The sequence below is a fragment of the Herbaspirillum sp. Her3 genome (genome assembly GCF_057961275.1).
In genome coordinates this window covers 254,325-267,067 of record NZ_CM176328.1, presented here as the reverse complement: position 1 = coordinate 267,067, position 12,743 = coordinate 254,325, and the positions used below count along the sequence as shown (strand labels likewise).

Below are 12,743 nucleotides of genomic sequence, written 5' to 3'. Positions count from 1 at the left end.
CGTTCGATATGACGCCGTTCACGCCGACCAGCCACAGGATGCGCACGCCGCTTGCGCACAAGGCGCAGGGTCGGCTTGTGCGGCCTCGCATGAGCGCCTCGGCTCCCCTTTTTGTTACCGTTGTTGACGCAGGAAGTGAGTTCTCCGCCTGCAGATGGTCGCACCACGCGGCCCTGCCGGCGGCCTGACGCCATGGAAATCCCACCACTCTTCAAGCAGGGCGCCTCCGCCCGGGTGCGCGTGACCGTCTTCGCATTGATCTCGGTCGTCATGCTGGTGGTCGACGCCCGCATGCACGTGCTGGGCACGCTGCGCCAGGCGCTGGGCACGGCCCTCTATCCGTTCCAGACGGTGGCCATGGTCCCGCGCGACGCCTTTACCAACTCGTCCGAGTATTTCTCTTCGCTGGCATCGCTGCAGCGGGAAAACCGCGAGCTGCGCCAGCAACAGATCGTCAACGCCCAGCTGATGCAGCAAGAACGCCTGCTGGCGGCCGAGAACGTGCAACTGCGCAAGCTGCTGGACATGCAGCAGAAGGTGCCGGTCAAGTCCATCGTCGGCGAGATCCTCTACGATGCGCGCGATCCCTTCACCCGCAAGATCATCCTCAACCGCGGTTCGCAGCAGGGCGTCATGGCGGGCCAGCCGGTGATCGACGAGGTGGGCATCGTGGGCCAGGTGACACGGGTGTTTCCGTTTACCTCGGAAGTCACGCTGCTCACCGACAAGGACCAGGCCATCCCCGTGCAGGTGCTGCGCAACGGCCTGCGCAGCGTAGCCTACGGCCGAGGCCAGACCGGTGCGCTGGACCTGCGCTTCATGCCGGCCAATGCCGACATCCAGAAGGGTGACATGCTGGTAACCTCGGGCATCGACGGCGTCTACCCGCCGGGCCTGTCGGTGGCCACCGTGGCGCTGGTGGAAACGCGCTCGGCCGACTCCTTCGCCCGCATCGTCTGCCGCCCGCTGGCCGGCATCGACCGCCATCGCCAGCTGCTGATCCTGCTGGTGGAACAGAACCTGCCGCCGCGTCCCGAACCGGACGTGATCGATGAAAAATCGGCCAAGCTCTTCAAGCGCCGCCTGCGCGACAGCACTCGCGACAACAGCACCGAAGAAGCCAACGCCACCCCCAAGGACAAGCCCGCAGAAGAGCGCAAGGGTACCGACAACGTGACGACGCCGGCCAAGCCCGCTGCTGCCACCCCTGCTGCGCCCGCTGCCGCCAGTGCCGCCAAGCCGGCTGCCAAGGAATCCGCACGATGAACGATCAAACCATCCTCCTGCCGGCCAGTCCGCTCTTCATCGCCTTCAGCCTGATCATGGCTTTCGTGCTGAACCTGATGCCCTGGGGGCAGATGGTCGGCGTGCCTGATTTCGTGGCGCTGGCGCTGGTGTTCTGGAACATCCACCAGCCGCGCAAGGTCGGCATCAGCGTGGCCTTCCTGATGGGCTTGCTGATGGACGTCAACGAGTCCACGCTCTTGGGCGAGAATGCCCTGGCCTATACCCTGCTGTCCTACTTCGCCATCATGATCCACCGGCGCGTACTGTGGTTCCCGCTGCGCACCCAGGCGCTGCACGTGCTGCCGCTGATGCTGCTGGCCCAGGCCGTGCAGCTGGTGATCCAGCTGATGGTCACGGGCAAGTCGCCGGACTGGTTCTATTTCAGCGAGAGCGTGATCTCGGCGCTGCTGTGGCCGGTGGTGAGCATGCTGCTGCTGGCGCCGCAGCGCCGCGCCGTGGACCGCGACGAGAACCGCCCCATCTGAGGGGCCAGGTGCAAGCAGCATGACCGAATTCAAGAATACCGCGCATGAGCTGAGGCTGTTCCGGATGCGCCTCCTGGCCGCCAGCGCCGTGGTGCTGGTGTGCTTCAGCCTGCTGCTGGCGCGCTTCTTGTGGCTGCAGGTGGTACGCCACGATGCCTATGCCGCCCAGGCCGAGGAAAACCGCATCTCGGTGGTGCCCATCGTGCCCAACCGCGGCCTGATCCTGGACCGCAACGGCGTGGTGCTGGCCCGCAACTATTCGGCCTACACGCTGGAAATCACGCCCTCCAAGATCAAGACCAACATCGATGACCTGATCGATGAGCTGGGCACCATCGTCGAAATCCAGCCACGCGACCGCCGCCGCTTCCGCCGCCTGCAGGAAGAATCCAAGAACTTCGAAAGCGTGCCCATCCGTACCCGCCTGACCGATGAGGAAGTGGCCAAGTTCACTGCCCAGCGCTATCGCTTCCCCGGCGTGGAGGTGCAGGCGCGCCTGTTCCGCCAGTATCCGTATGGCAAGACGGCCGCGCACGTGATCGGTTACATCGGCCGCATCAGCCAGCGCGATGCCGAGCGCATCGCCGATTCCGACGACGAAGCCAACTACAACGGCACCGACTACATCGGCAAGGAAGGCCTGGAAAAGAGCTACGAAACCCAGCTGCACGGCACCACCGGCTACGAGGAAGTGGAAATCTCGGCCAGCGGACGGGCGGTGCGTTCGCTCTCGCGCACCCCGGCCACGCCGGGCAAGAACCTGATACTGTCCATCGACATCGAGCTGCAGAAGGTGGTGGAAGAAGCCTTCGGCGACCAGAAGGGTGCGCTGGTGGCGATCAACCCGGCCACGGGCGACATCCTGGCCTACGTCTCGCAGCCTTCCTACGATCCCAACCTGTTCGTCGAAGGCATTGACCAGCAGAGCTGGGACGAGTTGAACAAATCGCCCGACCGGCCGCTGCTGAACCGCCCGCTGTCGGGCCTGTATTCGCCCGGTTCGACCTATAAACCGTTCATGGCGCTGGCCGCGCTGGAGCTGGGCAAGCGCCGTCCGCAGGATGCCATTCGCGATCCGGGCTTCTTCGTGCTGGGCAACCATCGCTTCCGCGACGACAAGGAAGGCGGCCACGGTATCGTCGACATGTACCGCTCCATCGTGGTGTCCTGCGATACCTACTACTACATGCTGGCCAACGACATGGGGGTCAATGCCATCCATGACTTCATGAAGCCCTTCGGCTTCGGCCAGATCACCGGCATCGACCTGGAACACGAGAAGCGCGGCATCCTGCCCTCCACCGACTGGAAACGCACCTCCTTCCGCAAACCCGAACAGAAGCGCTGGATTGCCGGCGATACCGTCTCGCTGGGCATCGGCCAGGGCTACAACAGCTTTACCCCGCTGCAACTGGCGCAGGCCACGGCCATCCTGGCCAACAACGGCGTGGTGATGAAGCCGCACCTGGTCAAGATCATCGAGGATGGCGTCACCCACGAGCGCACCGAGACCGTGCCCAAGGAAAGCTATCGCATCCCCCTGAAGCAGGAAAACATCGACTTCATCAAACGCGCCATGGTCGGCGTGGTCAAGGAAGGCACGGGCGCTGCCGCCTTCCGGGGTGCGCCCTACGACTCGGGCGGCAAGACCGGTACGGCGCAGGTGGTCAACATCGCCAAGAACCAGAAGTATGATTCGAAGAAGCTCTCGCGCATCTTCCACGACAACGGTCTCTATATCGGCTTTGCGCCCGCCGATGCGCCGCGCATCGCCATTGCTGCGGTGGTCGAGAACGGTGGCTGGGGTGCCGGGGTGGCCGCGCCTCTGGTGCGCAAGGCAATGGACTACTTCATGCTGGGCAAGCGCCCCAACGAGCCGATCAAGTCGGTGGCACCCAACGAACCGGTGAGCGCCGATACCCCGGTCGAAGGCCCGACCACCGAGGAAAGCACCACCACGCCGACGGTCCAGCCGGATGTGCAGGAATGACGCCTGTGCCCCGCAGGCACCCTGGCACTTCTGGCACCTGATATGAACGCTTGCGCAAGGGCAACGGCCCGGCGCAAGGCCTGACACCGCAACAAGCTGTACGCACGAGGAGCCGGCATGAGCCTGCAACGTCCGCCCCTGTGGCACATCATCAAGCCGCACCTGACGGTATTCGACGGCGCCCTGTCGCTGATCGTGTTCCTGATCGTCTGCGTGGGCATCGTCACGCTCTATTCGGCCGGGATGAACTTCCCGGGCCGGGTGGAAGACCAGCTGCGCAACATCCTGGTGGCCTTCATCATCATGTGGATCGCCGCCAACATCTCGCCGCAGCTGCTGCTGCGCATCGCCGTGCCGGTCTATACGGTGGGCGTGACGCTGTTGATTGCGGTGGCCCTGTTCGGCATCATCAAGAAGGGCTCGCGCCGCTGGCTCAACATCGGCGTGGTGGTGCAGCCTTCGGAGATCATGAAGATCGCCATGCCGCTGATGCTGGCCTGGTACTTCCAGAAGCGCGAAGGCATGCTGCGTTGGGATGCCTTCTTCGTGGCGGCGATCCTGCTGCTGATCCCGGGCTTCCTGATCATCCGCCAGCCTGACCTGGGCACGGGCCTGCTGGTGCTGGCGGCCGGCTTCTACGTGATCTTCTTTGCCGGATTGCCCTGGAAGATCCTGGTGGGCCTGGTCATTGCCGGCGCGGCCAGCCTGCCGGTGGTGTGGTCCTTCATGCACGATTACCAGCGCCAGCGCGTCATGATGCTGATCGACCCGACCTCCGACCCGCTGGGCAAGGGCTTCCACATCATCCAGTCGACCATCGCCATCGGCTCCGGCGGGGTGACCGGCAAGGGCTGGCTGATGGGTACGCAGACCCACCTGGAATTCATCCCCGAACGCACTACCGACTTCATCTTCTCGGTCTATTCGGAGGAGTTCGGGCTCATCGGCAACATCGTGCTGCTGGTGCTGTACCTGCTGCTGATCGGGCGCGGCCTGATGATCACGGCCAATGCGCCGACGCTCTTCACGCGTCTGTTGGGCGGGGCCATCACCATGATCTTCTTCACCTATGCCTTCGTGAACATGGGCATGGTCAGCGGCATCCTGCCGGTGGTGGGCGTGCCGCTGCCCTTCATGAGCTATGGCGGCACCGCCCTGGTGACGCTGGGCCTGGGTGCGGGCATCCTGATGAGCATCCAGCGGCACCGCAAGCTGGTGCAAAGCTGATCCGCAGGCGCACTTTCGTTGTTGCCCATCCGACAAGTCCGGTCGCGGCCGTGAACTTGCGGCACTGACGAGTTGTCAGCCTCGGTGCATTGCACTCTGGTATCGTTGCGAACATTCCGGCCGGGGCTGGCTTCACCAGGCCCCGCGCATCGACTGTTGATCAAGGACAGGCTATGGGCACATCCACTCTAGAACATCACGACCGGCTCGCCTCCTGGGGCGCGGCCCTGCGCTGTGGCACGCTGCTGCTGCCCTTGCTGCTGGCCGCCTGCGGCACCACCCAGCAGGCACCGCGCCAGACCGCAGAGGCGACGGGCACCGCCACCAGGTCCGGCGGACGGCCTTCCAACGTCCCGGCGCTGCCGCCGGCAGGCTCCGGACGGGGCGGCTACTACAAGGATGACGGCCCGGGCGACCATATCCCCGATGGCCTGTTGGACGTGGCTGATGCCGAACCGCAGGTGGAACCGGTCTCCAAGGCCGCCAGCCGACCCTATGCGGTGTTCGGCAAGACCTACGTGCCCATCACGGACAACAACCAGCCTTTCATCCAGCGCGGCATCGGCAGCTGGTATGGCAAGAAATTCCACGGCCAGAAGACCTCCTCGGGCGAGCTCTACGACATGTACAAGATGACGGCCGCGCACCCCACGCTGCCCATCCCGTCCTATGCCCGGGTGACCAACCTGAAGACCGGCAAGCAGGTCATCGTGCGCATCAATGACCGCGGTCCGTTCCACTCCAACCGCATCATCGACCTTTCCTATACGGCCGCGCTCAAGCTCGGCTATCTGGGCAACGGCAGCAGCGAACTGGAAGTCGAGCGCATCCTGCCAGACGAAGCCCAGCGCATGGCCGATGCCCGCCGCAATGGTGGCACCACCACGCTGGCGGCCGCCGATCCCATCAACCGCGCCGCCGATACCGGCGCCGGTAGCCAGGGCGTGGCCACCGGTGCAGTGGAAATCAATACCGTGACCGCGCAAAGCCTGCCGCCGCAGCCTACCGTGGCTGCGGTGCAGCCCATCAACGCCAGCACCACCAGTGCCGCCGGCGGCGCCGGGCTGGCCGGTGGCGGCGGCATCATCAATGCCGTGGCCAGCGGTTCGTCGCCCTCGCCGGCCATGCCCCAGGCCGTGCCGCTGACGGCCGGCTATTACCTGCAGTTCGGCGCCTATTCGCAGGAAGCCAATGCCCTGGTGGCGCGCGACAAGCTGCTGCCCAGCCTCACGGGCATCGTCGACAGCATGCAGGCGGTACAGGTCAATGGCCTCTATCGCCTCTATGCCGGCCCCTACCCGACCCGCCCGGCAGCGCAGAATGCCGCCATGCTGGTGCGCCAGCGCAGCGCCGGCACGCCCTTCATCGTGGAGCGCTGAATTTCCTGAGTTTTGGGAAAAATGTTCACCTGCCTTGTGCAGGTGGCTCTGTGAGGAGCGCTGCGCGGGCGGCTCCGCGCAAACCTTCATTTAAGAGCCCGGGCGGGCTCTACCGGGCGAGCTGAGGCTTCTCAGGCCTCGCCATCCTCCTGCCCACCCTGCCGGATCTGCAGGGCGCGCTCATACAAGGCATTCTTCTTCTGGCCGGTGATCTGCGCGGCCAGCGCGGCGGCCTGCTTGACCGGCAACTCTTCCAGCAGGATGCGCAGCACGCGCTCGCCTTCGGCATCCTCGCCCTCGACCGGCTGCGCCCCTTCCAGCAAGACCACGAATTCACCGCGCTGGCGGTTGGGATCCTGTTCCAGCCAGGCCAGCGCCTCGCCCAGCGGGCAGCGGTGGATGTGCTCGAAGAGCTTGGTCAGCTCGCGCGCCAATACGATCTGGCGCGTGGGACCAAACACCTGCAGCATCGACTGCACGGTCTCGACGATGCGATGCGGGGCTTCATAGAAGACCAGGGCGGCCTGCACGGCGACCAGTTCCTGCAGGGCAGTCTCGCGCTGGCGGGTCTTGGCCGGCAGGAAGCCGACGAAGTAGAAACGCGCATCGGTCAGGCCCGAGGCCGACAAGGCCGTCACCGCCGCCGACGCACCGGGCAGCGCAATGACCTGGAACCCTGCCGCGCGCACGGCGTCCACTACACGGGCGCCGGGGTCGGAGACGGCCGGTGTGCCGGCGTCCGAGACCAGAGCCACGCGCTGGCCTGCCTTCAACCGTTCGACGATCTTGGCAGCGGCTTCGCGCTCGTTGTGTTCATGGGTCGCAAGCAGCTGTTTGGACAAGCCATAGCGCTGCAGCAACTGGCTGGTGTTGCGGGTATCCTCGCAGGCCACCGCATCGGCGATGGCCAGGACATGCAGGCCGCGCAGGGTGATGTCGCAGACGTTTCCGATGGGCGTGGCCAGCACATATAATGCCGACACCGGATAGCTTTGCTGGGCGGCATCCTGCAGGATGGAAGCGGCTACGCTGGAATTCTGATTCATTGAGGGGGCGGGATGTTCACAGGTTGGAAGAAAATGACCGCGCACGCGGCACTGCTGGCAGGCATGCTGGCACCATGGATGATGACGGCCAGCGCCGCAGCAGCCGACAGTGTACCTCTGCTGGCCCAGGCTGCCACGCCTGCAGCCCCCCTGGCACTACCGCCGGGCACCTCGCCGGAGATGGAGAAGGCGGCCGAAGGCACGCCCACCCTGCCCGCCGTGCCGACCACGCCCGCGATATCGGCCACCGCTTTCACCTCCACGCCCGTGCGCATGGCCTTGCTGCTGCCCGCCCGCACCGGCGCCTTTGGTGCTGCCGCCGATGCGGTGCGTACGGGCTTCCTGACGGCCTATTCGCGTCAGAAGGAAAACATCCAGCTGTCCATCGTCGAGACCGGCGACTCTGCGCCCGACATGCAGCGCGCCTATGACGATGCTTCAAGCAAGTACGACATCCTGGTCGGCCCGCTTTCGCGCAGCGCCGTGACTGCCGTGGCCCAGAGCGGCCGGGTAACAAAACCCACCGTGGCGCTGGCCCAGCCCGACATGAATGGCGAAGCTGAATTGCCGCTGCCGCCGCAGATGCTGGCCGTGGGCCTGTCCATCGATGAAGAAGCGCGCCAGGTCGCCAACTGGGTCGAGAAGGAAAAGGCGCCTGGCAAGATCTTCGCCATTTCCACCGGCACCGCCTGGCAAAAGCGCGCCGCCCGCTCCTTCCAGCTGCGCGCGCGCCAGCTGGGCATGCAGGTCGATACGCTGGAGCTGAGCACGCCCGCCAACGCCCTCTCCGCCCCCGGCCTGGCGCAACTGGCCAAGCGGGTGGAGCAGGAAAAGCCGGCCCTGATCTTCGTGGCCCTGGATGCGGCGCAGACCGTGCAGCTGCGCAATGCCGTGGGCAACGACCTGCCGCTCTACGGCACCTCGCAGATCAATCCCTACACCCTCAAGCGCGACAACCCCAACGACAAGCTGCCCGAGCTGGATGGCGTGCGTCTGATCGACGTCCCCTGGCAACTGCAGGCCGACAACGTGGCCGTGGCCCGCTATCCGCGTCCGGCCGTCAATGACGGCGAGCGTCCCAATCCCGACCTGGCGCGCCTGTATGCCCTGGGCATCGACGCCTATCGGGTGGCCTATGGCCTGGCCCAGCGGCAATCGGCCTTCGACATCGATGGCGTCACCGGACGCCTGAGCGTGAACATGGCCAGCGGCGGCACCACCTTCTTCCAGCGCCAGGAAACCCAGGCCGTCTACCGGGATGGCTGGCCGGTGCCGCTGGCCGACCAGTACTGAGGCGGCCGTGACGCTGCGCGATCTGCTGCGGAGGACTTCCCGCCAGCGCAGCGGCGATGCGGCCGAGGACCAGGCCCTGGCCTATCTGCAGCGCCAGGGCTTGTCGCTGGTGGAGCGCAATTTCCGCTGCAAGGGTGGCGAAATCGACCTGATCCTGCGCGAAGGGTCCACGGTGGTCTTCGTGGAAGTGCGCGCCCGCGCCAGCGCCGCCTTTGGCGGGGCAGCGGCCAGCGTCACCCCGGCCAAGCAGCGGCGCCTGCTGCTGGCGGCACAGGTGTGGCTGCAAGGACAGTCCAGGCTCCCTCCATGCCGCTTCGACGTGATCGCCTTCGAGGGTGGCCAGTTGCAGTGGCTGCGCAACGCCATCAGCGCATGAACCGCCAGGATTGGTGCATCCCGCCTGGGCTGGCGTATCATGTGCGACCGGATTCCGGAAACTTCTCTTTACGAATTGCACGGACTTGGATGCTTTCAAGTCCTCTATAATCGCAGGCACTATGACAAATCCCCGCATCCTCGCCCATTTCCAGGAAAGCGCCGACCTGAAGATGAAGGCCGCCAACGTGTTGGCACAACCGATCGAACAGGCGATTGAACTTATGTTCACCGCACTGTCGAATGGCAACAAGATTCTTGCCTGTGGCAACGGCGGTTCGGCAGCTGACAGCCAGCACTTCGCCGCCGAACTGGTAGGCCGCTTCGAACGCGAGCGCCTGCCGCTGCCGGCACTGGCCCTGACCACCGATACCTCCATCCTCACGGCGGTCGGTAACGATTACAGCTACCAGGAAATCTTCTCGAAGCAAGTCCAGGCCTTCGGCCAGGCCGGCGACATCCTGCTGGCCTTCTCGACCTCGGGCAATTCGGGCAACATCCTGGCCGCCATCGAAGTGGCCCACGAACGCGACATGCGCGTGGTGGCGCTGACCGGCAAGGGCGGTGGCAAGATCGGCAAGATCCTGACCGATGCCGATGTGCATATCTGTGTGCCGCATGACCGTACCGCGCGCATCCAGGAAGTGCATCTGGTGTCGCTGCACTGCATTTGCGACGGTATCGACGTCGCGCTTTTTGGAGATGATGCGAATGAGTGATGCACGATCGTTGTCGACCCGCCTGCGCCGCCCCCTGGCGGCCGTGGCCCTGGGTGGCATGCTGGCCCTGAGCCTGCAGGGCTGTTTTGCAGTCTTTGCCGGCGGCGCGCTGGCCACCACCTTTGCCGCCACCGACCGCCGCACCCTGGGTGCGCAGACGGAAGACAAATCGATCGTGGTCAAGGGCGAAGCCCGCATTCCCGACGTGGTGGCCGCCGGTTCCCACGTCAACGTGACGGCCTTCAACCGCAAGGTGCTGCTGTCCGGCGAAGTGCCCGACGAAGCCTCCAAGGCTGCCGCCGAGCGTGAAACCAAGGCCATCCAGAACGTCGAGACGGTGTACAACGAACTGGAAGTGGGCCCTGCCTCCAGCTTCGGTTCGCGTTCCAGCGATGCGCTCATCACCAGCAAGGTGCTGGCCAGCCTGGTGGACGACAAGACGCTGTACTCCAGCGCCTTCAAGATCACCACCGAGCGCGGCATCGTCTACATGATGGGCCGCGTAACCCAGCGTGAAGGCCAGCGTGCCGCGCAGATCGCCAGCGGCGTCTCGGGCGTGAACAAGGTCATCACCCTGTTCGAGTACATCACCGAGGAGCAGTTGAAGGATTACCAGCGCAAGCCGGCCGACGAGAACAAGTCCACCAGCTGAGCGCAGGATCGCCCCTGATGCAGGTCAAACCGCCGGTCCGTCCGGCGGTTTTCACATGCAGGCGCGTCCGCACGTTCTGGCGCGGCGGTCTATAATGCTTCAGTTCAACGGGGACGCATACGACACCTTGTGCGCCTCTTTTGCCTCTTTCGGCATTGTCCATCCGGAGTTTCCCATGCAAGCACAGGCAAACGCTCCCAAGAGCGGTCTCATGATCAAGCTGGCCGCAGTGGCCCTGGTGGCGGCCATCGCCGCCTTCGCCTATTTCAAGGTCAATGCCGGCAACGCCGCGCCCGACGTCACCTTCACCAAGCTCGATGGCCAGAAGGTTGCGCTGAAGGACTTGCGCGGCAAGGTGGTCATGGTCAATTTCTGGGCCACCAGCTGCACCACCTGCGTGGGCGAGATGCCGAAGATGATCGAGACCTACAACAAGTTCAAGGACCGTGGCCTGGACTTCGTGGCCGTGGCCATGAGCTATGACCCGCCCAACTACGTGCTGAACTACACCGAAACCCGCAAGCTCCCCTTCAAGGTCGCCCTGGACCCGCAAGACAAGCTGGCCAACGCCTTCGGCGACGTCAAGCTGACCCCGACCACCTTCGTCATCGGCAAGGATGGCAACATCATCAAGCGCTACGTGGGCGAACCGCAGTTTGCCGAATTGCACCAGTTGCTGGAAAAGGCACTGGCTGCCGCCTGAGTCGTCTCCGCTACGCATCCCCGATAGCCGGCTTGATGCCGGCTTTTTCATTTCCGATTGCAGGATGGCAACTGCAAGGAACATCCTCGCGCGTGCCGTAGTCCAAGATATTCATATTGTCGTCATGACAAGCACTCGCGTGCCTCTGCCGACACCTTCACAACAAAGGAGGCTGACATGAAATTCCGGACCATTTTCCTGATTGTGCTGCTGGCGCTGGTCGCCATCTTCGCTGCCATCAACTGGACGGCCTTCACGGCCACGACCACCCTGTCGCTGATCTACACCGAATTCCAGGCGCCGCTGGGCGCGGTGATGTTGGGGGTTGTTGTCGTGCTGACGGCCTTCTTCCAGCTCTACATCCTGGCCCTGCAGACCAGCGTGATGCTGGAAAGCCGACGCCTGACCAAGCAACTGGAAGCCCAGCGCGCCCTGGCGGACCAGGCCGAGCATTCGCGCTTCAACGACCTGCGCGGCTATCTGAAGGCCGAGCTGGAACAGCTGCAACGCCGCCAGACCGAACAGCAAACCCTGCTGGCGCAGCGCCTGGATGCCTTGCAGCGTGACATCCACCTGCGCGTGGAACAGACCGAAAATGCCGTGGCGGCCCAGGTCGGCGAGCTGGATGACCGGCTGCAGCGTCAGCGCGCGACCGGAGTGGTCCAGAATTTGGCATAAACCTTCCAACACACCTGCAAAAAAGGCTGGAACCTCGCGGATCCAGCCTTTTTCTTCATCTATTGCCTTTTACGGCCATTTGCGGGGTACTTAGACGCCGTAACGGGTCCGATAGGCTGCCACGGCATCCTTGTACTGGCCCAGGCGCGCATCGCCGCCGTTGGAGATGTACTCGAAGAGGTCATTGAGGTTGCCGATGGAAATGACCGGCATGCCGTATTCGCGCGCCACTTCCTGCACTGCCGACAGTTCGGACAGTGCGCCATCCTTGCCCGAGCGCTCCATGCGGTCCAGCGCGATCAGCACGGCGCAGGGCGTGGCGCCGGCGGCGCGGATCATGTCCACCGATTCGCGCACCGAGGTGCCGGCCGAGATCACGTCATCGATGATGACGACCTTGCCCTGCAGCTTGGCACCGACGATGGTGCCGCCTTCGCCGTGGTCCTTGGCTTCCTTGCGGTTGAAGGCGAAGGGCACGTTGCGGCCCATGCCGGCCAGCGCCACGGCGGTGGCCGAAGCCAGGGTGATGCCCTTGTAGGCGGGACCGAACAGCATGTCATATTCCACGCCCGCATCCTGCAGGGTCTGGGCGTAGAAGCGGGCCACCTGGGCCAGCGTTGCGCCCTCGCTGAAGAGGCCGGCGTTGAAGAAGTAAGGCGAGGTACGGCCCGCCTTGGTGACGAATTCGCCAAAGCGCAGCACGCCGGCCGATACCGCGAATTCGATGAATTCCTGTCTCAAGTTGCTCACAATGCATTTCCCGGGAAGAGTCAAAACGGAAGGTGCGGGCCGCGCCCGCTTGCCCGAGGGCAAAGCAGGGCGGTGGCAAAGCCTTCATCAGGCCGCCATTTTAAATGATTCATCCTATCGGTTATGCTACCGGGCTTAATGAACACTCTTGCGCAGCAA

At 64.4% G+C, this 12,743-nt stretch carries 13 protein-coding genes; 11 read left to right on the top strand and 2 right to left on the bottom strand.

Annotated elements, in window-relative coordinates; translation table 11 throughout:
- The first annotated feature begins 192 nt into the window (after positions 1 to 192).
- The 5 genes from mreC to ACVC5H_RS01195 all read left to right on the top strand — a co-directional run bounded on the left by mreC (position 193) and on the right by ACVC5H_RS01195 (position 6,368).
- The gene (mreC, locus tag ACVC5H_RS01215) at positions 193 to 1,266 is read left to right on the top strand and encodes a rod shape-determining protein MreC (protein WP_489620604.1); all 1,074 of its coding nucleotides are present in this window, start codon (positions 193 to 195) and stop codon (positions 1,264 to 1,266) included.
- Positions 1,263 to 1,772: a rod shape-determining protein MreD gene (mreD, locus tag ACVC5H_RS01210; RefSeq protein ID WP_489620603.1), complete on the top strand. Its 510-nt coding sequence runs from the start codon at positions 1,263 to 1,265 to the stop codon at positions 1,770 to 1,772. The genes mreC and mreD overlap by 4 nt, the downstream gene beginning before the upstream one ends.
- Positions 1,773 to 1,791: 19 nt before the next feature.
- Positions 1,792 to 3,762 carry a penicillin-binding protein 2 gene (gene mrdA / locus ACVC5H_RS01205; RefSeq protein ID WP_489620602.1) on the top strand — a complete coding sequence of 657 codons (1,971 nt, stop codon included), beginning with the start codon at positions 1,792 to 1,794 and terminating at the stop codon, positions 3,760 to 3,762.
- 117 nt (positions 3,763 to 3,879) lie between these two features.
- A complete protein-coding gene (gene rodA / locus ACVC5H_RS01200; RefSeq protein ID WP_489620601.1) occupies positions 3,880 to 4,989 on the top strand; it encodes a rod shape-determining protein RodA in 1,110 nt (369 codons plus the stop codon).
- A gap of 173 nt (positions 4,990 to 5,162) precedes the next feature.
- The gene (locus tag ACVC5H_RS01195) at positions 5,163 to 6,368 is read left to right on the top strand and encodes a septal ring lytic transglycosylase RlpA family protein (protein ID WP_489620600.1); all 1,206 of its coding nucleotides are present in this window, start codon (positions 5,163 to 5,165) and stop codon (positions 6,366 to 6,368) included.
- 131 nt (positions 6,369 to 6,499) lie between these two features.
- On the opposite strand, the gene rsmI is transcribed toward ACVC5H_RS01195, so the two are convergent.
- Positions 6,500 to 7,414: a 16S rRNA (cytidine(1402)-2'-O)-methyltransferase gene (gene rsmI, locus ACVC5H_RS01190; RefSeq protein WP_489620599.1), complete on the bottom strand. Its 915-nt coding sequence runs from the start codon at positions 7,412 to 7,414 to the stop codon at positions 6,500 to 6,502.
- A gap of 12 nt (positions 7,415 to 7,426) precedes the next feature.
- Here rsmI and ACVC5H_RS01185 point away from each other — a divergent pair, with 12 nt between their 5' ends.
- The 6 genes from ACVC5H_RS01185 to ACVC5H_RS01160 all read left to right on the top strand — a co-directional run bounded on the left by ACVC5H_RS01185 (position 7,427) and on the right by ACVC5H_RS01160 (position 11,834).
- The gene (locus ACVC5H_RS01185; RefSeq protein WP_489620598.1) at positions 7,427 to 8,707 is read left to right on the top strand and encodes a penicillin-binding protein activator; all 1,281 of its coding nucleotides are present in this window, start codon (positions 7,427 to 7,429) and stop codon (positions 8,705 to 8,707) included.
- 7 nt (positions 8,708 to 8,714) lie between these two features.
- Complete coding sequence (locus ACVC5H_RS01180; RefSeq protein WP_489620597.1) at positions 8,715 to 9,083, top strand: YraN family protein; 369 nt, start codon at positions 8,715 to 8,717, stop codon at positions 9,081 to 9,083.
- 121 nt (positions 9,084 to 9,204) lie between these two features.
- Positions 9,205 to 9,801, top strand: a complete 597-nt coding sequence (locus ACVC5H_RS01175) for a phosphoheptose isomerase (RefSeq protein WP_338717235.1) — start codon at positions 9,205 to 9,207, stop codon at positions 9,799 to 9,801.
- Positions 9,794 to 10,453: a BON domain-containing protein gene (locus tag ACVC5H_RS01170; protein ID WP_489620596.1), complete on the top strand. Its 660-nt coding sequence runs from the start codon at positions 9,794 to 9,796 to the stop codon at positions 10,451 to 10,453. Before ACVC5H_RS01175 ends, ACVC5H_RS01170 begins: the two co-directional genes overlap by 8 nt.
- 175 nt (positions 10,454 to 10,628) lie before the next feature.
- Positions 10,629 to 11,156 (top strand): TlpA family protein disulfide reductase, encoded by a 528-nt coding sequence (locus ACVC5H_RS01165; RefSeq protein ID WP_489620595.1) that lies wholly within the window; start codon positions 10,629 to 10,631, stop codon positions 11,154 to 11,156.
- Between the two features lie 177 nt (positions 11,157 to 11,333).
- Positions 11,334 to 11,834 (top strand): LapA family protein, encoded by a 501-nt coding sequence (locus ACVC5H_RS01160; protein ID WP_489620594.1) that lies wholly within the window; start codon positions 11,334 to 11,336, stop codon positions 11,832 to 11,834.
- A 90-nt stretch (positions 11,835 to 11,924) separates the two neighbouring features.
- Here the strand turns inward: ACVC5H_RS01160 and pyrE are convergent, their stop codons facing one another.
- Positions 11,925 to 12,584: an orotate phosphoribosyltransferase gene (pyrE, locus tag ACVC5H_RS01155; protein ID WP_489620593.1), complete on the bottom strand. Its 660-nt coding sequence runs from the start codon at positions 12,582 to 12,584 to the stop codon at positions 11,925 to 11,927.
- Between the last annotated feature and the right edge of the window lie 159 nt (positions 12,585 to 12,743).